A 25,401-nucleotide genomic window follows, 5' to 3' on the forward strand; every position below is an offset into this window, starting at 1 on the left:
CGCTGAGCCCGACGTGAGCATCGCTCGGCTGCTTCGATGAGGGCACCCCGTCGCGCTCGTCCTGCTGCGGCACGCACCGCCCGAGCCGAGAGGAGATCCGAACCGTGAGTCGCTCGTCCTGCCTTTGGAGCACGCCGCATGATCCACCCCACCAACGCGTTCGACTACCGCACCCTGCCGCTCGATGCGGACGCGGCGGCCTCCGCGACGTCGGCCGCCGCGTTCTTCGCCCCGCAGCCGGCGACGCGGGCGGAGCTGCCCGATCCCGAGCCGATCCTCGCCTGCCTGACGCTGCAGGTGGTCGAGGTCCTGGCCGGCTCCCGCGAGATCGACCAGCTGGCCCGCTGGCTGAGCGACGACGTCTACCGGCATCTGCAGAAGCGGGTGGTGATGGCCGCCCGCGCCCGCAGCCTGAAGGGCCGGTCGACGCAGCGCCTCCCGTCCACGGTCGGCCGGGTCGTCGTCACGGAGCCGCGGGACGGGATCGTCGAGGCGGTCGTCCTCGTGCACAACCGGGTCCGCACCCGAGCGGTCGCCATCCGGCTGGAGGGCACGGACGCCCGCTGGCGCGCGACCGCGATCAACGTGCTCTGAGACCGGTCAGCGCTCGCGGCTCGGCACTAGCACGCCGGCACTCCCGGGTCAGCGCTCGCGGGCGGGAGCCACCGGAGGCAGCACCACCTGGACGCCCTTCTCGCGCAGCGCCTCCTCGAGCTCCGGCGGCGGCGGCGCGTCGGTGACGAGGTAGTCGGCCCGGCCGAGCTCCGCCACCTGGGCGAAGAGGGTCCGGCCGAACTTGGTCTGATCGGCCAGGATCGCCACGCGCTCGCAGCGGGCGATCATCTCGCTCATCATCACGCCCTCCGCCAGATTGCTGGTCGAGTAGCCGTTCTCGGCGGACACGGCGCCGACGGAGATCAGGCCGATGTCGCAGTGCAGGTCGACGGCGCCGCCCGGCTCCGCGGCGGCGAAGCCCACCGGCCCGACCGTCGACTGGCCGCCGAGGCGGACGGCGCCGCCGAAGACGAAGAGGTCGCGGCAGGTCTTCGAGCCGATCTCGGCGGGGACGCGCAGGTTGTTCGTCGCGATGGTCAGCTCGCGGTGGTCGTTGAGATGCCGGACGACCGCCAGCGAGGTGGTGCCCGCGTTCAGCATCACCACCGCCCCGTTCTCGACGAGGCCGGCGGCGAGCGCGCCGATCTTCTCCTTCGCGCCGCGCTGGATGCCGAGGCGCACGTCCAGGCGCTTCTCCGTCGCGGGCATCACCGAGAGGCTCACCGCGCCGCCGTGCGTGCGGACGAGGTAGCCGTCCGCGTCGAGCTGGTCGAGATCGCGGCGCACGGTGTCGGCCGAGACGGCGAAGCGGCGGGCGAGCGTGGTGACCGTGACCTCGCCCGCCTCGGCGACGTAGGCGGCCAGATCGGCCTTCCGGCCGGCCGGCAGACGGAGCGGGACGTCGTTCGCGGCGGGGGCGTCGTCGGTGTCGGGCATGTGCGTTGTCTAACACCGCTGTGCCGGATCCTGCAACTTGTCGCACTCGGGCCGCGTTGAATCCTGCGGTCTGGTCCTCTTTTGTCGCACATCTCGGCAATTTCCTGCCGGTTCTTGCATGACCACGCATCGCCAGGTACATTCGCAGAACACAAGCGCAAGAATGCGCACACAACAGCAGATAACTGCAGAGTTGCAGGGAGTGACATGAGCAAAGGTGCTCGCATCAAGAGAGCCGTCGTCTTCACCGTCAGCGCGGCGTTCGCCGCGACGATGCTGACCGGCTGCAGCCAGGGTGGCGGCGACTCCGCGGCAGGCGGAGACGTCACCCTCGAATTCGCGCAGTGGTGGGAGCCCGAGCTCTCGGACGGCGCCCTCCGCGGCCTGATGGACGACTTCGAGGCCGCCAACCCCGGCATCACGGTCGACCTCCTCAGCGGTCCGTACGCCTCGACCAAGGAGCAGCTCTTCGCCGGCGCCGCGGCCGGCACGATGTCCGACGTCGTCGGACTCGACGGCGCCTGGATCAGCGACTTCGCCAAGCAGGGCGCGCTGGCCGACCTCGGTCCCATGCTCTCGGACGCGGGCTTCGACGAGAGCCAGCTCTCCTCGACCGTCGTCGTCGACGGCAAGACCGCGATGGTCCCCGTCGTCAACTTCGTCTACCCGCTCTTCACCAACGACGCCCTGCTCTCCGAGGCGGGCGTCAGCGCTCCGCCCTCGACCCGCAGCGAGTTCGAGTCCGCGGCCAAGGCGATCACGGCGCTCGGCGAGAACACCAGCGGCTGGGTGCTCCCGCTCTCGAGCGACGCGCCCAACGGGATCCAGAACGACGTCATGTCCTGGGTCTGGGCCTCCGGCGGCAGCATGCTCGACGACGGCAAGCCCGACCTCACCAACGACGCCGTCACCAGCGCGGTCGACTACATCGCGCAGCTCGACGCCGACGGCGTGATCGCCCCCGGTGCCGCGACGATGAAGGAGCAGGACAAGGTCGAGGAGTTCACCAACGGCCGGGTCGGCATGGTGATCGACTCCCTCTCGCACATCGCCACCATCCGCGAGTCCAACCCCGACCTGAAGTTCAGCATCTCGGCCATCCCGGCCGAGGACGGCTTCAGCGGCGAGCGCGGCATCCCCTTCGCCTCCTGGGGCATCGGGGTCTCGGCCAGCAGCGAGCACCCGGCCGAGGCCGCGAAGCTCGTGTCGTTCCTGATGAGCGCCGACACCAACTCGACGCTGTCCACCCTGGCGAACGCCTTCCCCGGCAACACCGCCTCCACGCCGGACTTCTCGGACAGCGACCCGCTGTACCAGGAGGCCTTCGACATCTACTCGGCCGGCTACCCGGCGAACGAGTTCGTCGGCCTGCCCGTCGCGGAGCAGCTGATGCGCGACTTCGACGAGCAGCTGCAGGCCGCCCTCAACGGCGACCAGAGCGTCGACGAGGCGCTGGAGAAGTCCCAGGAAGCCTGGCTCGGCGAGTTCTGAGCCGTGACGCGTCCGTCCCCGATCGCGCCGCGGGAGTCCTCTCCCGCGGCGCGGTCCCCCCTCACCCCGTCCCCGATCGAAGGAGGAGCGCCGTGGTCTCCCTGCTGAGCGCCCCCCAGCGTCCCGTCTCCGGGACGCCCGCCCCCGCCCCCGCGGGCCGCCGGAGGCGCCGCGACCTCGCGCCCTACCTCTACCTCTCCCCCACGGCGATCGTGATGCTCGTCCTGATGCTCGTGCCGGTGCTGCTGGTGATCGGGTACTCGTTCTTCGACAACGTCATCACGAACCCGAAGCCCGCCTTCGTGGGCCTCGCGAACTACCTCGAGGTCCTCGGCGACCCGAAGTTCCGCACGGCCACCGGCAACACGATCGTCTTCGTCGGCGTCAGCGTCGCCGCCCACCTGGTGCTCGGCCTCGGCTTCGCGATGCTGCTGAACTCGCCGCTCGTGCCGACCGTCGCCAAGTCGCTCTTCCGCGTGGTCTACGTCCTGCCGTGGCTGTTCACCGTCGCGATCATCGCGGTGCTCTGGCGGCTGCTGCTGAACCCGAACGGCGTGATCAACTACGCGCTGATCTCGCTCGGGCTGACCGACAAGGGCATCGAGTGGCTCGCCTCCCCCGCGACCGCGCTGCTCTCGGTGACCTTCATCAACATCTGGGCGGGCTACTCGTTCTACATGATCACGTTGCTGGCGGGTCTGCAGGGCATCCCGCACGACCTCTACGAGGCGGCGAAGGTCGACGGGGCGAGCGCCTGGCAGCGGTTCTGGAACGTCACGATCCCGCAGCTCAAGCCGATCATCATCAGCATGTCGGTGCTCGACATCATCTGGACCTCGCAGCAGTTCGCGCTGATCTGGATGACCACCGGCGGCGGCCCGATCGACGCGACCGAGATGCTCAGCACCTACACCTACAAGCTCGCGTTCAGCCGCTACGAGTTCTCGGTGGCCTCGGCGAGCGCCGTCCTGATCCTCCTCCTCACCATGGTCCTCGCGTTCTTCTACGTGCGGAACCAGAAAGCCAGGGACTGACGTGACCGCCACCGCCACCCGCCCGGCCGTCCGCACGCCGCGGCTCCTCGCTGCGAAGGCAGGGGTCTGGGTCCTCCTCCTGATCGGCGCCGCCTTCGCGGGCCTGCCGATCGTCTGGATGGCCGCCAGCTCGTTCAAGTCGAACACCGAGATCTTCGAGTACCCGCCCCGGCTGATCACCGACACGTTCTCGTTCTCGGCCTACGCCGGGATCCTGGGCGACCCGACGAAGGTCCGCTTCTTCATCAACAGCTACGTCGTCGCGCTCGCGGTCGTCGCGCTGACGCTGGTCGTCGCGATCCTCGCGTCCTACGCGTTCAGCCGCTACGAGTTCCGCTTCAAGCGGCCGATCAACATCATCATCGTCAGCGTGCAGGCGGTGCCGCCGATCACCCTGCTGATCCCGTTCTTCGGGCTGATGGTGACGCTGCGGCTCTACAACACCTACCAGGGCCTGATCCTCACCTACCTGGTCTTCACGCTGCCCTACGCGATCATCATGCTGACCGGCTACTTCAACACCCTCCCCCGCGATCTCGACGAGGCGGCGCGGATGGACGGGGCCGGCCCGATGACGGTGCTCTGGCGGATCCTGGTGCCGATCGCGATCCCCGGAATCGTCTCGGTCGGCGTCTACACCTTCATGATCGCGTGGAACGAGTACCTCTTCGCGCTCACCCTGACCCGCACCGACGACATGCGCACGGTGCCGATCGGCATCCAGCTGCTGATGGGCCAGAACTCCTACGAGTGGAACGAGATGATGGCGATGAGCATCCTCGGATGCGTTCCCGTCCTCCTCCTCTTCCTCTTCTTCCAGCGGTACTTCATCGGCGGCATGACCGCCGGGGCCGTCAAGAGCTGAGGCGCGCGTCCGCGCGTCCGGAACACCACCACCACCACGAGAAGGACAGTCAGAGAATGCTTGTTTCCGGAAAAGACCTGCTGGACGTCGCCAACGCGAACGGCTTCGCCGTCCCGGCGTTCAACGTCAGCGACTACGCCATGATGAACGGCCTCTTCGAGATCAGCGAGGAGAAGGCCTCCCCGCTGCTCATCGCGATCCACCCCGACGAGCTCAGCCACACCGGAGTGGACATCCTGCACGCGATCATCGCCCGCGCCCACCGCTCCACCGTCCCCGTGACCATCCACCTCGACCACGGCGCCACCTACGAGCAGGTCCTGCTCGCGATCAAGTCCGGCTTCACCTCGGTGATGATCGACGGCTCGATGCTCCCCTACGACGAGAACGTCGCGATCACCAAGCGCGTCGTCGACGCGGCGCACGCCGTCGGCGTCTCGGTCGAGGGCGAGCTGGGCACGATCGGCAAGACCGACAACGAGGCCGAGGACGGCGCCGCGAACATCATCTACACCGAGCCCGACGAGGCGGTCGACTTCGTCGCCTCCACCGGGGTCGACAGCCTGGCGATCGCCATCGGCACCAGCCACGGCCTCTACCCGGCGTCGATGAAGCCCGCGCTCAAGCTGGACCTGCTCGCCGAGATCAAGAAGCGCGTCGCCGTGCCGCTCGTCCTGCACGGCGGCTCGAACAACCCCGACGCCGAGATCGCCGAGTCGGTGAAGCGCGGAGTCAACAAGATCAACATCTCCAGCGACATCAAGGCCGCGTACCACAAGAAGATGCGCGAGGTGCTGGCCGACCCCTCCGTCCGCGAGCCGAACACGATCCAGCCGCCCTCCGTCGCCGCGATGAAGGAGACGGCCGCCGAGAAGATCGACTTGTTCGGCTCCGCCGGCAAGGCCGAGCTCTACTAGGCCCGGCGAGACGCAGGAGAGCAGCGCGGTGAACGAGAGGATCGTGCTCGGACTGGGCGGGACCGTCGACTACGAGATCGACTGGGACGACGACGTCGTCCAGACGCTCGCGGACGAGTACGGGATCCGCGCGGACGAGCTGACGAGGACGGCGCCGGTCAGCACCGAGCGCGACCTCGTCGTGGCGCTCCTCGCGTTCCTCGCCGACGGTGCGGGAGGGGAGAGATTCGCCTCCTCCTCCCGCATCGTCGAGGAGTTCGCGCAGCGCTTCCCCCGGCGCATCACCCTCGGCGGCACGGGAGTGCGGGCGGGCTACGCGCTCGCCGTGCACGGCCTCGCCGCGGTGCAGCACCTGGTGAGCATCGACGACCACGTCCGCCGGCTCCTGCCCGTCGGCACCGAGTACGTCTCGAGCGCGACCGCCGACAGCACCGACCCGCACCTGATCGTGCAGTTCCCGCGCGGCGCCCGGGTGCTCCTCGGCGACCGCGTGCTGGTGGCGCCGCACCCGAACCGGGTGATCTTCGCGAACGACCCGCCCAACCGCGAGCTGCTGCTGGCGGAGGGACTCGGCGGCGTGCTGGCCGACGCGGGCGTCTTCCTGGTCTCCGGCTTCAACAGCATCCAGGACGGGGCGGTGCTGACGGACCGGCTGGAGACGCTGCAGCGCCACCTCGCGGCGCTGCCCGCCTCCGCGGACGTGATCTACGAGGACGCGGGCTTCCACCTGCCCGCTCTGCAGGACCGGGCCCGCTCCGCCCTGCTCGGCTGCGTCGACGTCGTCAGCATGAACGAGGACGAGCTGCAGGCGCTGCTCGGGCACCGGCTCGACCTGCTCGACCCGGATGCCGTGGTCGAGGCGCTGGGCGCGGCCGCGGCGCTGCTCCCCGGCCCGGTGCTCGTCGTGCACACCCGGCACTGGTCGGCGGCCGTCGGAGCGGAGGCCGAGCGCTACCGCGCGGCGCTCCTCGGCGGAGTGACGATGGCGAGCACCCGCTACCTGCTCGGCGACGGCATCACCGCCGCGGACTACGACCGCGTCGCGCAACTGCCGGCGCAGCCCGGCGGAGTCACGGTCTGCACCGCGGTCACGGCTCGGCTGCAGGCCGTCTGCACGCCCGGCCTCGTGCTGGAGACCGACCGCCCCACCACGATCGGCCTCGGCGACACCTTCGCCGGCGGCTTCGTCTCGGCGCTGGTGCGGCACCGCGCCTGACGCCGCCGACCACGCGCCCGCGCTGTCGACGACGAAGGCCCCGCATCCCGCGCTCCGCTCGAGCGGAGTCGGGACCGGGGCCTTCGTCGTGCCGGTCGGCAGGGCCGGGATCAGCGGCGCTTGGTCTGCGCGCGGCGCTCCTGGCGGTTGTTCGGCGTCTCGTCGGAGCCGCCGGTCTGCTGGCCGAAGGCGCCGGTGGTCGCGGCGTCCTCCGCGTCGTCCGGACGCGCCTCGCGGGCCGCCGCGGCGCTGGCCTTCGCCGTCGCCGCCTGCTGCACCCGGCCGCGCTGGTCGCGGACCTCGACGCCGCCCGAGTCGCTCGGCGCGGAGTAGCTGAGCTTCTCGACCGGAGCGACCGGCTCGGAGAGGCCCTTCGCGGCGACGCCGGCGACCTCGCCCTGCTTCTGGGTGACCTCGACCTCGAGGTTGAAGAGGAAGCCGACGGTCTCCTCGCGGATCTGGCCCATCATCTGCTGGAACAGGGTGAAGCCCTCGCGCTGGTACTCGACCAGCGGGTCGCGCTGGGCCATCGCGCGCAGGCCGATGCCGTCCTTGAGGTAGTCCATCTCGTAGAGGTGGTCGCGCCAGCGGCGGTCGATCACCGAGAGCACGACGCGGCGCTCGAGCTCGCGCATGGCGGGGGAGCCGAGCTGCTCCTCGCGGCCCTGGTAGGCGAGCTTCGCGTCCGAGAGGATCTCGCGGCGCATGAACTCCTTGTTGATCCGGCCGCGGCTGCCGGCCTCCTGGACGACCTCGTCGATCGACAGGCTGACCGGGTAGAGCGTCTTCAGCTCGGTCCAGAGCGCGTCGAAGTCCCAGTCGTCGCCGTTGCCCTCGCCGGTGTGCACCTCGAGGATCTCGTCGATCACGTCGACGAGGAACTTCTGGGTGCGCTCGTGCAGGTCGTCGCCCTCGAGGATGTGGCGGCGGTCGGAGTAGATCGCCTCGCGCTGGCGGTTGAGGACGTCGTCGTACTTGAGGACGTTCTTGCGGATCTCGGCGTTGCGCGCCTCGACCTGCGACTGCGCGCTGCGGATGGCGCGCGAGACGACCTTCGACTCGATCGCCATGTCGTCCGGCACGTTGCCGCGGCCCATCAGGGCCTCGGCCGCTCCGGAGTTGAACAGGCGCATCAGGTCGTCGGTGAGCGAGAGGTAGAAGCGGCTCTCGCCCGGGTCACCCTGGCGGCCGGAGCGGCCGCGGAGCTGGTTGTCGATGCGGCGCGACTCGTGGCGCTCGGTGCCGAGCACGTAGAGACCGCCGGCGGCCTGGACCTTCTCGGCCTCCTCGGCGACCTTGGCCTTGACGCCCGCGAAGACGTCGTCCCACGCGGACTCGTACTCCTCGGGGGTGTCGACGGGGCTGAGGCCCTTCGTCGACATCTCGGTGACCGCGAGGAACTCGGCGTTGCCGCCGAGCATGATGTCGGTGCCGCGGCCGGCCATGTTGGTCGCGACGGTGACGGCGCCGAGGCGGCCCGCCTGGGCGACGATCGCGGCCTCGCGCGCGTGGTTCTTGGCGTTCAGCACCTCGTGCCGCACGCCCTTCTTGGCGAGCAGGCGGGAGAGGTACTCGCTCTTCTCGACGCTCGTCGTGCCGACCAGGACGGGCTGGCCCGCCGCGTGGCGCTCCACGATGTCCTCGACGACCTGCTCGAACTTGACCTGCTCGTTCTTGTAGACGAGGTCGGCGTTGTCGATGCGCTGCATCTTGCGGTTGGTCGGGATGGAGACCACGCCGAGCTTGTAGGTCGACATGAACTCGGCGGCCTCGGTCTCGGCCGTTCCGGTCATGCCGGAGAGCTTGCCGTAGAGGCGGAAGTAGTTCTGCAGAGTGACGGTGGCGAGGGTCTGGTTCTCGGCCTTGACCTGCACGCCCTCCTTCGCCTCGATCGCCTGGTGGATGCCCTCGTTGTAGCGGCGGCCGGCCAGGATGCGGCCGGTGTGCTCGTCGACGATCATCACCTCGCCGTTGAGGACGACGTAGTCCTTGTCCTTCTTGAACAGGGCGCGGGCCTTGATCGAGTTGTTCAGGAACGAGATCAGCGGGGTGTTCGCGGACTCGTAGAGGTTGTCGATGCCGAGGTAGTCCTCGACCTTCTCGATGCCGGGCTCGAGCACGCCGACGGTGCGCTTCTTCTCGTCGACCTCGTAGTCCTCGCCCTCGATGAGGCGCGTGGCGAGACCGGCGAACTCGGCGAACCAGCGGTTCGCCTCGCCCGAGGCGGGGCCGGAGATGATCAGCGGGGTGCGCGCCTCGTCGATGAGGATCGAGTCGACCTCGTCGACCACGGCGAAGAAGTGGCCGCGCTGGACCATGTCCTGCGCCTGCCAGGCCATGTTGTCGCGGAGGTAGTCGAAGCCGAACTCGTTGTTCGTGCCGTAGGTGATGTCGGCCGCGTACTGCTCGCGGCGCTGCTCGGGCGTCTGGCCGGAGAGGATCACGCCGGTCGTCATGCCGAGGGCGCGGAACACGCGCCCCATCAGCTCGGACTGGTAGTTCGCGAGGAAGTCGTTCACCGTGACGATGTGCACGCCGCGGCTCGCGATGGCGTTGAGGTACGCCGGCAGGGTCGCGACGAGGGTCTTGCCCTCTCCGGTCTTCATCTCGGCGATGTTGCCGAGGTGCAGTGCCGCGCCGCCCATCAGCTGGACGTCGAAGTGGCGCAGGCCGAGCGTGCGGCGCGAGGCCTCGCGGACGGCCGCGAAGGCCTCCGGCAGCAGGTCGTCGAGCGATTCGCCGTTCGAGTAGCGCTCGCGCAGCTCGACGGTCTCGTTCTTCAGCTCCTCGTCGCTGAGGTGCGTGAAGTCCTCTTCGAGGGCGTTGACGGCTTTCGCGTAGTTCTCGAGGCGGCGGAGGACCCGGCCCTCCCCGACGCGAAGGACCTTTTCGAGAACTGAGGCCACGGGGTACTCCAAAACGTAGAAGACAGGTGCCCGACGGCACGGCGCGGACGGAACAACACTAGCCGTGGCGGGCTGTGCGCGGTCCGACAGGGCGCGAAGAACCCCCCGGAGGCGGACCTCCGGGGGGCTCCCGGGTCAGACCGCGGCGGCCTCGGGCTGCGCGTCCGCCTCGTCGCCGAGGCCGATCACGCCGTAGTCCCAGCCCTTGCGGCGGTAGACGACGCTCGGGCGGTCGGTGTCCGCGTCGATGAAGAGGTAGAAGTCGTGGCCGACCAGCTCCATGTAGTCGACGGCGTCGTCGACGCTCATCGAGACGGAGGGGAAGACCTTCTTGCGGATGACGACGGGGCAGTACGGCTCCTCCGCGTCGTCCTCGTCCGCGGCGACAGGCTCCGGGGCCGGCTCCTCCTGCACGGGGATCACGCCCGTGCTCAGGCGCTCGAGCACCTCGGCGTCCGCCGGCTGGATCGCGACGACGCTGAAGTCGTCGGCCGCCGCGTCGCGCAGCGAGGTCGGCCGATGCTGACCGCGATGCACCTTCTTGCGGTCCTTGGCTCGACGCACCCGTTCGAGCAGGCGCCCGAGGGCGACGTCGAAGGCCGCGTACTTGTCGGCTCCGCTCGCCTCGGCCCGCACCACGGGCCCCTTGCCGATGAGCGTGAGCTCGACCCGGTCGCCGCCGGCGGCGCCCTTGCCCTCGCTGTGACGGCTCGCCTTGATCTCGAGCGCGAGCGCCCGGTCGGCGAGGTGGGCGATCTTCTCCGACTTCTCCGTCGCGTAGGCGCGGAAGCGATCGGTGATGCCCATGTTGCGGCCTGTGATGTCGATGTCCATGACAACCTCCCAGTCGAGTACGGCGTGCCGCCTTTCTCCGGGCGGACCGTTCACGCCGTCCCCCGAGCGTAGACCCGCGGTCACCGGATCGTCCTCGGGAGTTCATCAGGAAGTCGCGCTTCCCCGCTCCGGAGTGCCGGCGAGCGCGGCCGCCCCCGCCACGTCTCCCCCGCCCGCGCGGACGGCCCGGCGCAGCTCGAGCAGGGTCGCCCCCGAGGTGACCACGTCGTCCACCAGCAGGATCCGCTCGCCGTCGAGCGGACGCCTGGCGCGGAACGCGCCGTCGAGGTTCGCGTGCCGCTCCGCCCGGGCGAGGCCGACCTGGTCGAGCGCGAGCCGGGTCCTCGTGAGCGGCCGGGCGAGGCGCCCGCCCGCCGCGCGCACCAGCAGGTCGACGGGGTCGAAGCCGCGCCGCAGGTGCCGAAGGCGCGAGCCGGGCGGTGCGACCAGCAGCGCCGGAGCGCCGTCGAGCGCCTGGAGCAGCACGGGTCGCAGCAGCGCGCCGAGCGGTCGCGCGGCGGCCACCCGTCCCTCCGCCTTCAGCGCGACGACGAGCCGCCGCACCGTTCCGGCGTACTCCGCGCCGACGCGCACCTCGAGCGGGTCGTCCGCGGACCCCAGGCGGCGGACGTCCGGTCGCGCCTGCGCGGCGAGCTCCGCGGCGCAGTCCGGGCAGGGCACCCGCGTCGCCGGCAGCCCGCAGGCCGGGCAGTCGACCGGCAGCAGCACGGCGAGGGCGTCGAGGAGGTGATCGCGCAGCATCGGGCGAGTGTGCCCGGGTTCAGGACCCCATGCCGGTCTGCGTCGCGAGGAGCTCGATGCCTGTCGCGACCGTCTGCCACGCCGAGCCGCGCTGCTGTCGCAGCTCGCCGCCCTCGGCGAGGAGGCGGATCTGCGTCGAGGCGTTGCCGGCCGCGATCTGCACGGTCCCGGTGGTCGTCCCCAGCGGGGTGTCCCCTCCGCCGAGCTGGTTCATCGTCACCGTGTCCTCGCCGGTGGAGCCGCGGACGACCGAGACGACGTCGAGCTCGTCCGTCCAGGCGGCGGCGACCGCCGTGCCGAGGGTCGAGCGCAGCACGACCGGCTCGCCGACCGCGATCGGATCGCCGTTGGCCGAGCGGGTGACCCCGGCGACGAGCACGGTCGCCTGCTGCCCGTCCTGCGCGAGGGCGAGCATCCGCGTGCCGTCGCGGGACAGCGCGAACGAGGCGATCGACTCGATCTCCGGCCAGGCGGTCGCGACCTGCAGCGACCGGGAGCCGTCGGAGGAGTAGGCGACCAGCTGGCCCGGCGACGCCGTGGGCACCGACCAGACGTAGCCGAAGGGGTCCATGCCGGGGGCCGCGAGGCCGCTCCGGGCGTCGAGCAGCACATCGTCGACCCCGGGGGTGAGCAGCGAGACGCCGGCCGAGGTGAGGACGGCCGCCGAGGCGCTCGAGTCGGCGCCCCGCTGCTCGCCCAGCACCGCGGCCCGCGGCGAGAGGGCCGCGATCCGGTCCGAGACGGCGGTCTCGGCGAGCCCCGAGGAGCCGAGGAAGCCGAAGTCGCCGTCGGTCAGCACCAGCGGCCGGGTGTCCACCCGCGGCGAGGTCGGCAGCCCGGTCACCTCGGTCGGGATCTCGATCGGGTTCTGCTGCACCGAGAGCGAGACCCCGGTGACGTTCGAGACGTTGGCCAGGCTCCTGCCGAGCTGCAGCGCCATCCGGCGCCACTGCCGCTCGTCGGCCTCGAGCGCCGCGGAGTTCAGGTCGACGACGGCCCGCTGCGCCTCGACCGGCACCGTCTCGGCGGCGAGCGCCGTCCCGGTCGGGAAGGCCGAGACGACGGCGGACGAGTCGCGGAGCCACGGCGTCGGCCCGCGCAGCAGCTCGGTGACGATCGTGGTGCTGGTCGAGCTGTCCGCGCGCGAGGCGAACCAGCGCAGATCCGGCACCAGGTAGGAGTAGCTCGGGTCGAAGAAGTAGAGCGCGTAGGTGGAGAAGACCTGCTCGAAGGTGGTGCGGTCGATGACGACGCCGCTGGGCGGAGAGCTGATCCGCCACTCGCCGTTCTCCTGGACGAAGCCGTAGTCCAGCTCCAGCGCGGTGGTCGTCGCGACCTCGGAGTAGACGCCGGTGGCGTCGACCTCGGCCACGGGGGTGATGGTGAGCGAGAGCGTCGACGCGCCGGGCTGGGTCGAGGAGCGCTGGCCCTCGTCGACGGTGACGTGCTCGCCCGGCGTCCAGTCGGCTCCTGTGGAGAGGAACTCGCGGGCGATCTTGTAGTTGTTCTGCGGGCTCGACGCCGCGTCGATGAAGCCGGTGAGGATCTCGAACTGGTCGGCGCCGTCGGCGGGGCCGGAGGGGAGGAAGTCGTACTGCAGGTCCTGCGGCGCCGTGTCCGGGCGGCCGACGCCGACGTCGCCCCCGCGCGGGATGCCCGCGCAGCCGGCGAGCGCGGCCAGCAGCAGCACGGCGGCGACCGCGGAGCGCAGGCGCCTCACTGGACGACCCCGTGCTCGGGGACGCCGCCGAGCGGCAGCGGCGGCAGGACGATGGGGCCGGAGTAGGCCTGCTCGCCCGCGTCCACGGGCGGCAGCGGCAGCGGGGAGGCGTCGATCCGCTCGCCGCGCCGGCGCGGGACCGTGAGCCGGAAGCACGCGCCGCGGCCGGGCATCGACCAGACCTGCAGCCAGCCGTGGTGCAGCGCGGTGTCCTCCTGCGCGATGGAGAGGCCGAGGCCGGTGCCGCCGAGGGTGCGGCGGCGGGACGGATCGGCGCGCCAGAAGCGGTCGAAGACCCGGACCACCTCCTCGGAGCTCATGCCGTGACCGTAGTCGCGGACGGCGAGCGCCACCGCGGTGGCGTTGCTGTCGACCGTGACCACGATCTCGCGGCCGTCGCCGTGCTCGACGGCGTTGCCGAGCAGGTTGCGCACGATGCGGCGGATGCGGCGGGCGTCCATCTCGGCGTCGAAGTAGCCGCCGGGGGCGGAGAGCGTGAGCCGCGAGCCGTTCGCCTCGGCGATCCCGCGCATCCCCTCGATCTCCTCGCCGGCGAGGCGCACCAGGTTCACCGGCTCCAGCTCGAGCTCGGCCGAGCCGGCGTCGTGGCGGGAGATCTCCAGCAGATCGGCGAGGAGGCTCTCGAAGCGGCCGATCTGGCCGTGCAGCAGCTCGACGGTGCGCTCGGCGACCGGCGGGAAGCCCTCGCGCTGGTCGTAGAGCACGTCGCCGGCGAGCTTCATCGTGGTCAGCGGGGTGCGCAGCTCGTGCGAGACGTCGGAGACGAAGCGCTGCTGTACCCGGCTGAGCGTGGCGAGCTCGCTGATCTGCTCCTGAAGGCTGTCGGCCATGCCGTTGAACGAGCGGGCGAGGGTGGCGATCACGTCCTGTCCCCTCTCCGGGATGCGCACGTCGAAGTCGCCCGCGGCGAGGCGCTGGCTGGTCTCCGCCGCCACCCGCACGGGCGCGACCACGATCCGGACGACGACCCAGCTGACCGCGCCGATCAGGAGGATCAGCAGGATGCCGGCGATGTTGAGGACCTGCTGCACGAACTGCAGCGTGCGCTCCGCATCCGCGAGCGAGTAGCCGATGTAGAGCTCGTAGCGCCCCGCGGAGCTCGGCAGCTCGATCGTCGAGCCGACGACGATGCCCGGGAGCTGCTGGCCCGAGGCGCCGAGGCTCACCGACTGCCAGTACTGGCCGTCGGCGCCGGCCTGCACCCGCGCGCGCAGGTCGTCGCTGATGACGCCGTTCTGCAGCTCGCGGTTGTAGCTGTCCTGCGGGGCGAGCGAGGACGCCTCCTGATCGGGCGCGCGCACGACCGCGATCAGGGCGGAGGAGGAGGCGTCGCGCACCGCGGTGCGCACCGAGTTCATGACCTCCTCCATGTCCTGCCGGGTCGAGACCGTCGCGGCGTCGAGGTAGCCCTGCGCGGCGCGGGTGGCGCGCGAGGTGTCGCCGGTGACCTGGTCGAGCCGCGACTGGAACAGGTTGTCGCTGATGCTGTAGGAGAGGTACGCGCCCGTCGAGCCGATCGCGATGCCGCTGAGCAGCACGGTGATGGCGACGGCGCGGAACTGCAGCGAGCTCCGCCAGGCCCGGAGCACCCTCCGCGGCCAGCGCCGGAGTGCCGGCGCCCGGAAGCGGCGCGCGAGGCTCACGTCAGCTCGGCAGCACGGAGCCGGCGCGGTAGCCGACGCCGCGCACGGTCATCACGATGCGCGGATCGTCCGGGTCCTTCTCGACCTTCGCGCGCAGGCGCTGCACGTGGACGTTCACGAGCCGGGTGTCGGCCTTGTAGTGGTAGCCCCAGACCTGCTCCAGCAGCATCTCGCGCGTGAACACCTGCTGGGGCTTGGAGGCGAGGGCGAGGAGGAGGTCGAACTCGAGCGGTGTCAGGCCGATGCGGGTCTCGCCGCGGCGGACCTCGTGCCCGGCGACGTCGAGGCTGAGGTCGCCGACCTGCAGGACGGCGTTGGCGGCGACCTGGGAGGGGCGCAGGCGCGTCTTGATCCGCGCGACCAGCTCCTTCGGGTCGAACGGCTTGACCATGTAGTCGTCCGCGCCGGACTCGAGGCCCTGCACGACGTCGGAGGTGTCCGACTTGGCGGTCAGCATGATGATCGGGACGCCGGACTCGGCGCGGATCCGGCGGCAGACCTCGATGCCGTCGATCCCGGGCAGCATCAGGTCGAGCAGGACGAGGTCCGGCCGGGCCCGCCGGAAGGCCTCGAGGGCGCCCGTGCCGTCGGCGCAGAAGGAGACGTCCCAGTCCTCCGCGCGCAGGACGATGCCGATCATCTCGGCCAGGGCCGCATCGTCGTCGACCACCAGGATTCGCGCGCTCATGGGGTCAGGCTAACCGACGCGAGTGGGAGCACGGCCGCGCCCGACCGCGAGGGCCGAGCGCGGCTGTGACAGCATGGGAGGGATGACCGACGCAGCTCAGTGGCCACCGCCCGCCGGGGCTCCGGAGGGCGACCACGCGCGGCCGCGCGTCGCACCGGTCGCGCCCGTGTCCTGGTCTCCGACCGCGGGTCCCGCCGGCCCGCCCCCGCCGCAGGGCTGGACTCCCCCGCCCAAGCCCGGACTGATCCCGCTGCGGCCGCTCGGCTTCGGCACCCTGCTCGGCGCGCCCTTCGCGGTCCTCCGCCGCAGCCCGCGCACCACCCTCGGCGTCGCGCTGCTCGTCCAGGGCCTCGGCTCGCTGCTCGCCCTCGTGCTCTACGGCGCCGTCGCACTTCTCGCGGTCGGCCGGATCACCCAGGCCGAGGTCGCCGATCGGGACGCCGTCGCGTCGGGGTCGCTGGCGATCGTCGTGCTCGCGGCGCTGATCCCGCTCGCCGTCACCCTGGCCACCGGCGCGCTCGTGCAGGGCGTCGTCGTGCTCGAGGTGTCGCGCGCCGTCCTGGGCGAGCGGCCGACGCTGCGCGCGCTGCTCCGGCGGCTCCGCGGCCGCTTCTGGGCGCTGGTGGGCTGGACCGTGCTGCAGGGCGTCGGCGTCCTGGTGCTGGTCCTCGCCGCGGCGGCGCTCTCGGTGCCGCTCTTCCTCCTCGGCGCCCAGGACGCGGGGGCCAGCGCGGTCGTCGGCGGGATCCTGGTGCTCGTGCTGGCCGGCCTCGCCGCGACCGCGGTGGGCGTCTGGCTCGCGACGAAGCTCGCGCTGGTGCCGAGCCTCCTGGTGCTCGAGCGGCTCCCGCTGCGCCGGGCGGTCGCGCGCTCCTGGCGGCTCGTCACCGGCGGGTTCTGGCGGACGTTCGGCGCGCTCGCGCTGATGCCGGTCATCATCCAGGCGGCCGGGCAGGTCGTCTCGACGCCGTTCAGCCTGCTGATCCCGATCGGCGGGGCGCTGGTCGCGCCGACCGATCCGAACGCGCAGGTCGTCGCGTCGATCGTCGTCGCGCTGCTCTCGGTCGCCGTCGGCCTCGTCGTCGGCGCGGTCGGCACGGTGCTGCAGTCGGCGGTCACCGGGCTCGTCTACCTCGATCGCCGGATCCGGCGCGAGGGCTTCGACCTCGTGCTGATGCGGCACGTCGAGGAGCGCGCGGCCGGGCGCGAGTCCCCCGACCCCTTCCCCGCTCCGGAGCGGACCGCGCCGTGATCCGCCTCGCGCTCGCCACGGCGCCGCTCGACCCCGATGCGCAGGAGGCCCGCCGCCTGCTCCTCGAGGAGCTCGCCGACCCGCGCTACCGCGCCGCCGAGCCGAACTGGTTCGACCGCCTGGTGCAGGCCGTGCGCGACTGGTTCACCTCGCTCACCCTGCCGGGCGACGGCGTCGGCGTGCCGCTCGCGGCGCTGATCGGCGTGCTCGTGCTGGTGGCGCTCGTCGTGGTCGCCCTCGTCCTCGCGGGACGGCCGCGACTGCGGCAGCGCAGTCGCGTGACCGGGGCGGTCCTCGCCGACGACGACGGCCGCTCGGCCGCGGAGCTGCGCGCCCTCGCCGAGGCGGCGGCCGCCCGGGGCGACTGGGACGAGGCGCTGGTGGAGCGGTTCCGCGCCCTGGTGCGTGCCCTGGACGAGCGCACGATCCTCGCCGTCTCGCCCGGCACCACCGCGCACGGCTTCTCCCGCCGGGCCGCTGCCGTCTTCCCCGCCTCGGCCGACGCACTCCGGCGCTCGGCGGACGCCTTCGACCGGGTCCGCTACCTCGGCCTGCCCTGCGGGCGCGAGGACTGCGAGCGGGTCGCCGAGCTCGACCGCGCGCTCGCGGCCGCGCCGGTCCCGCTCGAGGCGCTGCGATGACCGCGCCCGCTGCTTCGCCGGCGTCGGACGCTCCCGTCGACACCGTCTCCTCCCCCACCCTCGGCGCGCTGCTGCGCCGGGGACGGATCTGGGTGCTCCTCGCGGCGATCGTCGTCGTCGGCACGGTCCTGCTGACCGTGGCGACCGGCTCCCCGGTGCCCGCCGCCGACCTCGACGTCGACAGCGCGGCACCGGACGGCGCCCGCGCGGTCGCCCAGGTCCTGCGCGAGCAGGGCGTCGACGTCGTCCGCGCCGACTCGCTCGACGAGGCCCTGCGCGCGGTCGGCCCGGGCAGCACGCTGCTGATCGACGATCCGGGCTCGGCCCTGGACGAGGAGCAGTACGCCCGGCTCGCCGAGGACCCCGCCGCGGTCGTCCTCGTCGAGCCGTCCGGCGCGGCCCTCGACGCGCTGCTGCCCGGCGTCGCCTTCGCCGGCGCGCCGCAGGAGGACGGCGTGCTCGCCGCCTCCTGCGCGCTGCCCGCTGCGGAGCGCGCCGAGGGGATCCCCGCGGGCGGCAGCACCTTCCGCGTCCTCGAGGGCGGCGCCGTGGGCTGCTTCCCGTCCGGTGACGACGCGTTCGCGCTCGTCGCCGACTCCGCGGCCGGCGGCCCCGACGTGATCGCCGTCGGCGACGCCGACCTCCTGCGCAACGGCACCGTCGCCGAGGAGGGACGCGCCGCCCTCGCGCTGGGCCTCCTCGGCGGCGAGGACCGCCTGGTCTGGTACCGCGCCGGCGCGGCCGACGCGACCTCCGCCGCCGTCGACCCGGCCGATCTCGCGCCGGGCTGGGTCACGCCGGCGCTGCTGCTGCTCGTCGGGGTGTTCGTCGCCTCCGCCGTCTGGCGCGGGCGGCGCTTCGGCCCGCTCGCCGTCGAGCCGCTGCCCGTCGTCGTGCACGCGAGCGAGACCGCGCGCGGCCGGGCCCGCCTCTACGCCCACGGCGCCACCCGGGTGCGCGCGCTGGACGCCCTGCGGATCGGCACGCTGCACCGCTCCGCCGCCCTGCTCGGCCTGGCCCCCTCGAGCGGAGTGGACGAGGTCGTCGCGGCGGCCGCGGCCCTGCTCGAGCGCGACCCGCGCGCCGTGCGCCGGCTCCTCGTCGACGACGAGCCGGCCGACGACACCGCTCTCGTGGCCGCCTCCGACGAGCTCCTGCGCTTCGAGCGCGCGCTCCGCGCCGCCCGCGCACCCAGCACGGGCACCGCCGCGGCCGGCACCGCAGGGTCGGGCACCGCAGGACCCGGCACCGGGCGCCCCGCGCGCGACCGCCTCGACCACGATCAGCCCGACCACGAACGACCGGAAGGCCCCCTCCGATGAGCGACTCCTCCCTCCCCCCGATCGCGGATGACGAGCTCCGCCGCGAGCTCGACCGCGTCCGCTCCGAGGTCGGCCGCGCCGTCGTCGGCCAGGACGGCGCCGTCTCCGGGCTGCTGATCGCCCTGCTGGCAGGCGGGCACGTGCTGCTCGAGGGCGTGCCGGGCGTCGCGAAGACGCTGCTCGTGCGCGCACTCTCGGTCTCGCTGGGACTGGACACCCGGCGCGTGCAGTTCACCCCCGATCTGATGCCCGGTGACATCACCGGCTCGCTCGTCTACGACGCCTCCACCTCGGGCTTCGCCTTCCGCGAGGGCCCGGTCTTCACGAACCTGCTGCTCGCGGACGAGATCAACCGCACGCCGCCGAAGACGCAGGCCGCCCTCCTCGAGGCGATGGAGGAGCGCCAGGTCAGCGTCGACGGCCGCACGCTCCGCCTCCCCGACCCGTTCCTCGTCGCGGCGACGCAGAACCCGGTCGAGTACGAGGGGACCTACCTGCTCCCCGAGGCGCAGCTCGACCGCTTCCTGCTCAAGCTGGTGCTGGACGTGCCGCCGCGGGAGGTCGAGGTCGAGGTGCTCTCGCGGCACGCGGCCGGCTTCGACCCGCGCGACCTCGCCGCCGCGGGCGTCCACCCGGTGCTGGAGGCGGGGCGGCTGCGCGCGGCCCAGGCCTCCGTCCGCCGCGTCGGCGCCGGCCCCGACGTGCTCGGCTACATCGTCGACCTCGCCCGTGCGACCCGCGAGAGCCCGAGTGTGAAGCTCGGCGTCAGCCCCCGCGGATCGACGGCGCTGCTCGCCGCGAGCCGCGCCTGGGCCTGGCTGAACGGCTACGGCTCGATCACCCCGGACCACGTCCAGGCGATGGTCCTGCCCGTGCTGCGGCACCGGATGCAGCTCCAGCCCGAGGCGGAGCTCGAGGGCGTGCGCACGGAGGCCGTCCTCGGAGGCATCCTGCAGCAGGTCCGCGTCCCGGTCTGAGCCGTGCACCTCACCGGACGCTCCGTCCTCGTCCTCCTCGTCGGCCTCGTGCCGGTCGTCCTGCTCGGACGCCGGGCCGAGGTCGCCTTCGCCGTGCTCGGGCTCTGGCTGCTGATCTGGCTGATCCTGGTGGGCGTCGACCTCGCGGTGGCCGGCTCCGCGCGCGCGGTCGCGCTCGAGCGGCGGACCCCCGACCGGGTGCGCCTCGGCGAGCGCGCGGAGGCGACGCTGCTGATCACGAACACGGGACGGCGCCGGATCACCGGCGTCGTCCGCGACGCCTGGGAGCCCTCCGCCGGGGCGCTCGCGACCCGCTCGCCGCTGCGGCTGCCGCCGGGCGAGCGCCGCGCGGTCCGCACGGTCCTCGAGCCGCGCCGCCGCGGAGAGCGCCGGGCGCTGCACGCGACGATCCGCTCGAACGGCGTCCTCGGGCTGGCCGGCCGGCAGGCGACCCTCGCGGCGCCCGCGGTCGTCCGGGTGCTGCCGCCGTTCCGCTCCCGCCGCCACCTGCCCTCGCGCCTCGCCCGCCTGCGCGAGCTGGAGGGGCGCACCAGCGTGATGATCCGCGGTCAGGGCACCGAGTTCGACAGCCTGCGCGAGTACGTCCGCGGCGACGACGTCCGCTCGCTCGACTGGCGGGCCACCGCCCGGCGCCGCGAGCCCGTCGTCCGCACCTGGCGGCCCGAGCGCGACCGGCGGGTGGTGCTCGTGCTCGACACCGGCCGCACCTCCGCCGCCCGCATCGACGACGAGCCGCGCCTGGACACGGCGATCGAGGCGTCACTGCTGCTGTCGGCGCTGGCCGCCTCGGCCGGCGACCGCATCGACGTCCTCGCCTTCGACCGCGCCCGGCGCGCCCGCGTGCACGGCGCGACCGGCACGGAGGTGCTGAGCCGCGTCGTCGACGCGCTCGCCCCCGTGCAGCCGCAGCTGATCGAGACCGACTGGTCGGCTGTGCCGGGCCAGGTGCGCACGCTGGTCTCGCAGCGCTCGCTCGTCGTGCTGCTCACCGCGCTCGACTCCGTCGGCGCATCGGAGGGGCTGCTCGCGGTGCTCCCGCAGCTCACGAGGCAGCACACCGTGGTCGTCGCCTGCGCGATCGACCCCGAGCTGGCCCGGATGGCCGCCGACCGCGGCGACCGCGGTGCGGTCTACGCGGCCGCGGCGGCGGAGCGCTCACTCGCCGACGCGGACCGGCTGGCGGCCGCCGTGCGGCGGCTCGGCGGCGACGTGGTGCTCGCCTCGCCGGAGAAGCTGCCGCCCGCCCTCGCCGACCGCTACCTCGCGCTGAAGGCCACCGGCCGGCTCTGAGCCCGGACCTCGCGCTCAGCCCTCGCTGATGCTCCGCGAACCGGCGTCGAAGCGGCCGAGGTCGCCCGTCTCCCCCGCGCGCACGGCCCGGCCGCCGAGCACCAGGAAGTACGCGATGAAGCCGCCGAGCGCGAGCGCGCCGATGCCGATCTTCAGCCACCACGGCCACGGCGCCGGCGTCACGAAGCCCTCGATCACGCCCGAGACGAGCAGCACGAAGACCAGCCCGATCGCGACCGTGAACAGGCTCCGCGCGTCCTCCGCGAGCGCCTGCCCCCGGGTGCGCGGCCCGGGCGCGATCCAGGCCCAGAAGATCCGCAGCCCGGCCGCCGCGGCGACGAAGACCGCCGTCAGCTCGAGCAGGCCGTGCGGGAGGATGTAGAGGAAGAAGGTGTCGCCCTCGCCGACGTGGAACATCACGGCGATCGACGTGCCGAGGTTCTGCGCGTTCTGCAGCAGGATGTACGGCACGTAGACGCCGACGATGCCGAAGGCGACGCACTGCGCCGCGATCCAGGCGTTGTTGGTCCACACCTGACCGGCGAAGGACGCGGCCGGGTTCTCCGAGTAGTAGTCGACGAAGTCCTCCTGCGCGAAGCGGCGCAGCTGCTCGTCGTCGCCGAGCGCGGCGAGCAGGCGCGGGTCACCGAGGATCCAGACCGCGAAGAGGCCGGCGACCAGCACGGTCGCCAACGCGACGGCCAGGGTCAGCCAGCGGATCCGGTAGAGCGCGGCGGGGAACGAGACGACGGCGAAGCGGGCGACCGCGGCGAGCGGATCCTCGCGCGTCCCGGTCAGGCGGCCCCGCGCCCGCGAGAGCGAGACTGCCAGGCGCGTGCCCACGGCGGTCGACCCCGCGGTCGAGGAGATCGCGGCGAGATCGGCGGAGGCGGACTGGTAGCGCTCCACGAGCTCGTCGGCCTCGCCGCCGGTCAGCCGGCGCTTGCGCGCGAGCTCGTCCAGGCGGGTCCACTGGCCGCCGCGCGCGGCCGAGAGAGCATCGATGTCCATCTGCTGAGATGATAGCCGGGGCCGACGATCGAGGGAGCTGCTGCATGTCCGACGACCGCGACGACGCCCGCCTCGACAGCACCGGCTTCGACACGGCGGGCCTGGTCACCGGCGAGGCGATCGCCCTCGAGATCCCCGTCACCTCGTTCGTCCTGCGGGCCGCCGGCGCGATCATCGACCTCGTCGCGGAGTTCCTGCTCGCCTTCGGTCTGTTCTACCTCGTCGCCGTCCTCGCGAGCGACGGCGGGCTCGACGCCGCCGCCTCGGCCGCCGTCGCGATCGCCGCCCTGGTGGTCTCGATCGTGCTGGTGCCCGTCGCCGTCGAGACCGCGACGCGGGGGCGCTCGCTCGGCAAGCTCGCCGTCGGCGCCCGGGTCGTCCGCGACGACGGAGGCGCGATCGGCTTCCGCCACGCCCTCGTCCGGGGTCTCACCGGCGTGCTCGAGATCGTGATGACAGCAGGTGGGCTGGCCGCGGTGGTGGGCCTGCTGTCGCGCCGTTCTCGCCGGCTCGGCGACGTGCTCGCCGGCACGCACAGCCAGCTCGAGCGGGTACCGGCCGCGCCCCCGCTCGTCGTCGAGATCCCGGCGCCGCTCACCGGCTGGGCGGCGACCGCCGACGTGGCCCGGCTGCCCGACGCCCTGGCGCGCCGGCTCGCCCAGTTCCTCCGCCAGCGCTCCGGGATGACCGAGCCCTCGCGCTCGCAGCTCGCCCGCTCGCTGGCGCAGGAGGCCGCCGCGTTCGTCTCACCGCTCCCGGCCGCACCCGCCGAGGACTTCCTGCTCGCCGTCGCCGCGCTGCGCCGCCGCCGCGAGGAGCGGGCGCTGGAACTCGTCGACCGGCGGATGAGCCGGCTCGCACCGGTGCTCGCGGACGCGCCGCGCGGCTTCCCGGTGCGCGAGGCCCCTCGGGCTCCGCGGGGAACTCGGGCTGCACCGAGCGCTCCGGCTCCGCAGGACGCTCAGGCCGACGGCGGCTCGAGATAGCGCACGGTCTCCCAGCCCCGGGGCACCAGCAGCCGCCGGTCGTGCTCGGCGCACAGGTCGTAGCCGTGCGGATCGGGCTGCGGGCTGAGCGGCCCGACCGCGACGAGCGAGTCCCGGTAGTCGTAGGTGAGCGTCACGACCGCGGGGAGGCTGCACCCGGTGCGCGAGCACTGCCGTCGGTCCATCGCGCCACAGTAGCAAGAGGCCGCGGGGCCATAAGCTGGTCCAATGCCCCGCGCACGCCGTTCCACCGCTCGTCAGTCGAGCTCGGTGCGCGGCGGCTCGCGCGACCGGCACGGCCGGGGCATCCGCGGCGCCGTCACCGGCCCGCACCTGCCGCCGCTGCAGACCCGGGCGGACTTCTTCGAGACGACCATCGGCTCGGCCTTCGACTACCTCCGCGACGCCTGGCCGGACGAGCTGGCGGGGATCCGGGTGGAGCTCGCCTCCACGCCCGACGTCGACCCGGCCCGGCTCGAGGGCACGGGCATCGCGCGCTGGCGGGTCGACCACGCCGCGCGGCGCATCACGCTGTACCGCGTGCCGATCGAGCGGCTGGCGAAGCTGCACCGCCGCGACGAGTGGCACCAGCGGATGATGATCGAGAGCTACGTCTTCCGCGCGGTCGCGGAGCTGCTCGGCCGCGACCCCTGGGACATCTCCCCGGACCGGTTCCGGCACCACTGAGCCTCCGGCACCAGCGTCCGGCACCACTGAGCCTCCGGCACCAGCGTCCGGCACCACTGAGCCTCCGGCACCAGCGTCCGGCACCACGGAGCCGAGCGGCGCCTCCGAGACGCCGACCGCTCAGTGCGAGTAGACGGTGACCGGCGAGGACAGCGGCCCGGGCGGCACGATCGCGTAGCCCGCGATCCGCCCCTCGCTCGCGATCGAGACCGACGCCTGCACCGGCTGATCGCTCGTGACGACGACGGCGTCGACGCCGAGCTCGGCCGACACCGAGGCGAACGGACCGATGTCGAGCGTGCGGCTGCCGGCCTCCGACTCGAGCTGCACCGACGCCGAGGTGTCGCTGCCGTTCGCGAGGTGCAGCACGGCCCCCGCCTCGCCGGTGTTGCCGACGCCGAAGGGAACGTCGGTCGCGGTCCCGGAGACGAACCAGGCGAAGTCCGTCCCGGCGCCGCCGGTCGACGTCGTGCGCCCGGCCGCCACGACGGGCTGGTCCGAGGTGAGCGTGACGCGGTAGGAGCCGTCCGCCAGGCCGGAGAGGGGGACCTCGCCGACGCGGCCGGCCGGGACCACCACCTGCGTCGAGGTGCCGATGCCGCTCGGGTCCTCGTTGGCGACCTCGATCGAGACGGTGCTGTCCGCCTCGCCGGGCGCGAGGATCCGCAGGACGGGAGTGCCCTCGCCGCCCGTGCCGTCGTCGCCCGCCGTGTCCGCCGGGGGCGTCGCGACGGTGAAGCCGGAGATCACGGTGAGGGTGGCCGGCGTCGCCGCGGGGCCGGTCGTCTCGACGCCCTGCGGCGTCAGGCCGGAGATGGCGCTGCTCTGGATGCTCGCCGCGATCTCGCCGCCGCGCGCGGTCATCCGCACGACCGGCTGGACCACGTCGGGAGCGAGCCCGGCGAGCGGGAGGGCGCGGACGGTGCCGGCGGGGACGACGATGCCGGTGGCGCCGGTCGCCGGGACGACGCCGTTCTCGCCGTAGAGCGAGAGGTCCACGGTGGCCGCGACCTCGCTGGCGTTGGCGAGGACGAGCACCGAGGTCCGGCCGACGTCGGTCGATCCGGCGACGAGCCAGCTGTCGGCCGAGGGCTCCGCGCAGCCGAGCGCCGAGAGGCCGGAGAGCTGCTCGGTGGCGATCGACTGCGTCGTCACGCCGCCGGGCGTCGGGTCGGACTCGGCGGGGACGGCGAGCCGGGTGATGCCGGTGCCCGGGGCGGCCACGTCGGCCTCGTCCAGGACCGACTGGTCGCCGGTCGCGTCCCGCGGCCAGAGCGAGGTGCCCGAGTCGTCGAGGGCGCGGAGCTCCTCGGGGTCGCTCGCGTCGATCAGGCTGCCCGCGCAGACGAGGGTGCCGTCCGCCGCCACCGGCGTGACGACCACGCCGTCGGCGGCGACGGTCGCCAGCGGTGTCGGCAGGATCTGCGGCAGCACGACCGCGGCGACGGCCAGGGCCAGTCCGGCGGCGCCGGCGGCACTGCGGAGCACGGTCCGGCGGTGGCGGGCGGCCGAGACGGTCCGGTCGCGGGCGCCCGTCGGCTTCGCCGGAGCGGGCTTCGAGCCGCCGCGCTCGGCACGCCGGTCGGCGCGGGAGGGGCGGGACGGGGACTGCGACATGCGCTTCTC

At 73.1% G+C, this 25,401-nt stretch carries 23 protein-coding genes; 13 read left to right on the forward strand and 10 right to left on the reverse strand.

Annotation, left to right across the window (positions count from 1 at the left end):
- Nucleotides 1–138: 138 nt before the first annotated feature.
- On the forward strand, nucleotides 139–594 hold the full coding sequence (locus EDF43_RS04895) for an Rv3235 family protein (protein WP_221181084.1): 456 nt from the start codon (nucleotides 139–141) through the stop codon (nucleotides 592–594).
- A 48-nt stretch (nucleotides 595–642) separates the two neighbouring features.
- Here the strand turns inward: EDF43_RS04895 and EDF43_RS04900 are convergent, their stop codons facing one another.
- Nucleotides 643–1,491 carry a DeoR/GlpR family DNA-binding transcription regulator gene (locus EDF43_RS04900; protein WP_132435831.1) on the reverse strand — a complete coding sequence of 283 codons (849 nt, stop codon included), beginning with the start codon at nucleotides 1,489–1,491 and terminating at the stop codon, nucleotides 643–645.
- 207 nt (nucleotides 1,492–1,698) lie between these two features.
- Here EDF43_RS04900 and EDF43_RS04905 point away from each other — a divergent pair, with 207 nt between their 5' ends.
- The 5 genes from EDF43_RS04905 to EDF43_RS04925 all read left to right on the forward strand — a co-directional run bounded on the left by EDF43_RS04905 (nucleotide 1,699) and on the right by EDF43_RS04925 (nucleotide 7,014).
- Nucleotides 1,699–2,982, forward strand: a complete 1,284-nt coding sequence (locus tag EDF43_RS04905) for a sugar ABC transporter substrate-binding protein (protein WP_132435832.1) — start codon at nucleotides 1,699–1,701, stop codon at nucleotides 2,980–2,982.
- A 92-nt stretch (nucleotides 2,983–3,074) separates the two neighbouring features.
- Nucleotides 3,075–4,016: a sugar ABC transporter permease gene (locus EDF43_RS04910; RefSeq protein WP_243582417.1), complete on the forward strand. Its 942-nt coding sequence runs from the start codon at nucleotides 3,075–3,077 to the stop codon at nucleotides 4,014–4,016.
- A 1-nt stretch (nucleotide 4,017) separates the two neighbouring features.
- Nucleotides 4,018–4,881 carry a carbohydrate ABC transporter permease gene (locus tag EDF43_RS04915; protein ID WP_207901631.1) on the forward strand — a complete coding sequence of 288 codons (864 nt, stop codon included), beginning with the start codon at nucleotides 4,018–4,020 and terminating at the stop codon, nucleotides 4,879–4,881.
- A gap of 56 nt (nucleotides 4,882–4,937) precedes the next feature.
- Nucleotides 4,938–5,798 (forward strand): ketose-bisphosphate aldolase, encoded by an 861-nt coding sequence (locus EDF43_RS04920; protein WP_132435833.1) that lies wholly within the window; start codon nucleotides 4,938–4,940, stop codon nucleotides 5,796–5,798.
- Between the two features lie 28 nt (nucleotides 5,799–5,826).
- Nucleotides 5,827–7,014, forward strand: coding sequence for an ADP-dependent glucokinase/phosphofructokinase (locus EDF43_RS04925; protein WP_132435834.1), 1,188 nt, complete (start codon nucleotides 5,827–5,829; stop codon nucleotides 7,012–7,014).
- Nucleotides 7,015–7,124: 110 nt separating this feature from the next.
- Here the strand turns inward: EDF43_RS04925 and secA are convergent, their stop codons facing one another.
- The 6 genes from secA to mtrA all read right to left on the reverse strand — a co-directional run bounded on the left by secA (nucleotide 7,125) and on the right by mtrA (nucleotide 15,588).
- Nucleotides 7,125–9,920 carry a preprotein translocase subunit SecA gene (gene secA / locus EDF43_RS04930; RefSeq protein WP_123702673.1) on the reverse strand — a complete coding sequence of 932 codons (2,796 nt, stop codon included), beginning with the start codon at nucleotides 9,918–9,920 and terminating at the stop codon, nucleotides 7,125–7,127.
- Nucleotides 9,921–10,055: 135 nt separating this feature from the next.
- Nucleotides 10,056–10,754 (reverse strand): ribosome-associated translation inhibitor RaiA, encoded by a 699-nt coding sequence (raiA, locus tag EDF43_RS04935; protein WP_123444397.1) that lies wholly within the window; start codon nucleotides 10,752–10,754, stop codon nucleotides 10,056–10,058.
- A gap of 105 nt (nucleotides 10,755–10,859) precedes the next feature.
- Nucleotides 10,860–11,516, reverse strand: coding sequence for a phosphoribosyltransferase family protein (locus EDF43_RS04940; RefSeq protein ID WP_132435835.1), 657 nt, complete (start codon nucleotides 11,514–11,516; stop codon nucleotides 10,860–10,862).
- 19 nt (nucleotides 11,517–11,535) lie between these two features.
- Nucleotides 11,536–13,236 (reverse strand): GerMN domain-containing protein, encoded by a 1,701-nt coding sequence (locus EDF43_RS04945; RefSeq protein ID WP_132435836.1) that lies wholly within the window; start codon nucleotides 13,234–13,236, stop codon nucleotides 11,536–11,538.
- Nucleotides 13,233–14,900, reverse strand: a complete 1,668-nt coding sequence (gene mtrB / locus EDF43_RS04950; RefSeq protein ID WP_132435837.1) for an MtrAB system histidine kinase MtrB — start codon at nucleotides 14,898–14,900, stop codon at nucleotides 13,233–13,235. Before mtrB ends, EDF43_RS04945 begins: the two co-directional genes overlap by 4 nt.
- A 1-nt stretch (nucleotide 14,901) precedes the next feature.
- Nucleotides 14,902–15,588 (reverse strand): MtrAB system response regulator MtrA, encoded by a 687-nt coding sequence (gene mtrA, locus EDF43_RS04955; protein WP_123444394.1) that lies wholly within the window; start codon nucleotides 15,586–15,588, stop codon nucleotides 14,902–14,904.
- Between the two features lie 82 nt (nucleotides 15,589–15,670).
- On the opposite strand from mtrA, the gene EDF43_RS04960 reads away from it, so the two are divergent.
- Genes EDF43_RS04960 through EDF43_RS04980 form a run of 5 tightly spaced genes read left to right on the forward strand, consistent with a single transcriptional unit; the run spans nucleotide 15,671 to nucleotide 21,091 of the window.
- Nucleotides 15,671–16,840 (forward strand): hypothetical protein, encoded by a 1,170-nt coding sequence (locus EDF43_RS04960; RefSeq protein WP_132435838.1) that lies wholly within the window; start codon nucleotides 15,671–15,673, stop codon nucleotides 16,838–16,840.
- Entirely contained in the window at nucleotides 16,837–17,481 is a 645-nt protein-coding gene (locus EDF43_RS04965; RefSeq protein WP_132435839.1) for a DUF4129 domain-containing protein, read from the forward strand. Before EDF43_RS04960 ends, EDF43_RS04965 begins: the two co-directional genes overlap by 4 nt.
- Nucleotides 17,478–18,803, forward strand: coding sequence for a DUF4350 domain-containing protein (locus EDF43_RS04970; RefSeq protein WP_132435840.1), 1,326 nt, complete (start codon nucleotides 17,478–17,480; stop codon nucleotides 18,801–18,803). Before EDF43_RS04965 ends, EDF43_RS04970 begins: the two co-directional genes overlap by 4 nt.
- Nucleotides 18,800–19,780: a MoxR family ATPase gene (locus EDF43_RS04975; RefSeq protein ID WP_132435841.1), complete on the forward strand. Its 981-nt coding sequence runs from the start codon at nucleotides 18,800–18,802 to the stop codon at nucleotides 19,778–19,780. Before EDF43_RS04970 ends, EDF43_RS04975 begins: the two co-directional genes overlap by 4 nt.
- A gap of 3 nt (nucleotides 19,781–19,783) precedes the next feature.
- Nucleotides 19,784–21,091, forward strand: a complete 1,308-nt coding sequence (locus tag EDF43_RS04980) for a DUF58 domain-containing protein (RefSeq protein ID WP_132435842.1) — start codon at nucleotides 19,784–19,786, stop codon at nucleotides 21,089–21,091.
- 15 nt (nucleotides 21,092–21,106) lie between these two features.
- Here the strand turns inward: EDF43_RS04980 and EDF43_RS04985 are convergent, their stop codons facing one another.
- Nucleotides 21,107–22,102 carry a stage II sporulation protein M gene (locus EDF43_RS04985; protein ID WP_132435843.1) on the reverse strand — a complete coding sequence of 332 codons (996 nt, stop codon included), beginning with the start codon at nucleotides 22,100–22,102 and terminating at the stop codon, nucleotides 21,107–21,109.
- Nucleotides 22,103–22,146: 44 nt separating this feature from the next.
- Here EDF43_RS04985 and EDF43_RS04990 point away from each other — a divergent pair, with 44 nt between their 5' ends.
- On the forward strand, nucleotides 22,147–23,088 hold the full coding sequence (locus EDF43_RS04990) for an RDD family protein (protein WP_132435844.1): 942 nt from the start codon (nucleotides 22,147–22,149) through the stop codon (nucleotides 23,086–23,088).
- Here the strand turns inward: EDF43_RS04990 and EDF43_RS04995 are convergent.
- Nucleotides 23,064–23,273 carry a DUF3499 family protein gene (locus EDF43_RS04995; protein ID WP_123444386.1) on the reverse strand — a complete coding sequence of 70 codons (210 nt, stop codon included), beginning with the start codon at nucleotides 23,271–23,273 and terminating at the stop codon, nucleotides 23,064–23,066. The genes EDF43_RS04990 and EDF43_RS04995 overlap by 25 nt on opposite strands.
- 43 nt (nucleotides 23,274–23,316) lie before the next feature.
- Between EDF43_RS04995 and EDF43_RS05000 the strand changes: the two genes are divergently transcribed.
- On the forward strand, nucleotides 23,317–23,775 hold the full coding sequence (locus tag EDF43_RS05000) for a metallopeptidase family protein (protein WP_123734335.1): 459 nt from the start codon (nucleotides 23,317–23,319) through the stop codon (nucleotides 23,773–23,775).
- A gap of 120 nt (nucleotides 23,776–23,895) precedes the next feature.
- On the opposite strand, the gene EDF43_RS05005 is transcribed toward EDF43_RS05000, so the two are convergent.
- Nucleotides 23,896–25,392, reverse strand: coding sequence for a DUF5719 family protein (locus EDF43_RS05005; RefSeq protein ID WP_132435845.1), 1,497 nt, complete (start codon nucleotides 25,390–25,392; stop codon nucleotides 23,896–23,898).
- Between the last annotated feature and the right edge of the window lie 9 nt (nucleotides 25,393–25,401).

It is taken from the genome of Rathayibacter sp. PhB179, from assembly GCF_004345345.1.
Taxonomy (GTDB): Bacteria; Actinomycetota; Actinomycetes; order Actinomycetales; family Microbacteriaceae; genus Rathayibacter; species Rathayibacter festucae.

What these genes read in the sequence shown, in the direction of transcription:
- EDF43_RS05005 (WP_132435845.1), bottom strand. Translation starts at nt 25,392, where the DNA reads ATGTCGCAGTCCCCGTCCCGCCCCTCCCGCGCCGACCGGCGTGCCGAG.
- EDF43_RS05000 (WP_123734335.1), top strand. Translation starts at nt 23,317, where the DNA reads ATGCCCCGCGCACGCCGTTCCACCGCTCGTCAGTCGAGCTCGGTGCGC.
- EDF43_RS04975 (WP_132435841.1), top strand. Translation starts at nt 18,800, where the DNA reads ATGAGCGACTCCTCCCTCCCCCCGATCGCGGATGACGAGCTCCGCCGC.
- EDF43_RS04990 (WP_132435844.1), top strand. Translation starts at nt 22,147, where the DNA reads ATGTCCGACGACCGCGACGACGCCCGCCTCGACAGCACCGGCTTCGAC.
- EDF43_RS04905 (WP_132435832.1), top strand. Translation starts at nt 1,699, where the DNA reads ATGAGCAAAGGTGCTCGCATCAAGAGAGCCGTCGTCTTCACCGTCAGC.
- EDF43_RS04995 (WP_123444386.1), bottom strand. Translation starts at nt 23,273, where the DNA reads ATGGACCGACGGCAGTGCTCGCGCACCGGGTGCAGCCTCCCCGCGGTC.
- EDF43_RS04985 (WP_132435843.1), bottom strand. Translation starts at nt 22,102, where the DNA reads ATGGACATCGATGCTCTCTCGGCCGCGCGCGGCGGCCAGTGGACCCGC.
- EDF43_RS04970 (WP_132435840.1), top strand. Translation starts at nt 17,478, where the DNA reads ATGACCGCGCCCGCTGCTTCGCCGGCGTCGGACGCTCCCGTCGACACC.
- EDF43_RS04960 (WP_132435838.1), top strand. Translation starts at nt 15,671, where the DNA reads ATGACCGACGCAGCTCAGTGGCCACCGCCCGCCGGGGCTCCGGAGGGC.
- raiA (WP_123444397.1), bottom strand. Translation starts at nt 10,754, where the DNA reads ATGGACATCGACATCACAGGCCGCAACATGGGCATCACCGATCGCTTC.
- EDF43_RS04940 (WP_132435835.1), bottom strand. Translation starts at nt 11,516, where the DNA reads ATGCTGCGCGATCACCTCCTCGACGCCCTCGCCGTGCTGCTGCCGGTC.
- EDF43_RS04920 (WP_132435833.1), top strand. Translation starts at nt 4,938, where the DNA reads ATGCTTGTTTCCGGAAAAGACCTGCTGGACGTCGCCAACGCGAACGGC.
- EDF43_RS04895 (WP_221181084.1), top strand. Translation starts at nt 139, where the DNA reads ATGATCCACCCCACCAACGCGTTCGACTACCGCACCCTGCCGCTCGAT.
- mtrA (WP_123444394.1), bottom strand. Translation starts at nt 15,588, where the DNA reads ATGAGCGCGCGAATCCTGGTGGTCGACGACGATGCGGCCCTGGCCGAG.
- EDF43_RS04900 (WP_132435831.1), bottom strand. Translation starts at nt 1,491, where the DNA reads ATGCCCGACACCGACGACGCCCCCGCCGCGAACGACGTCCCGCTCCGT.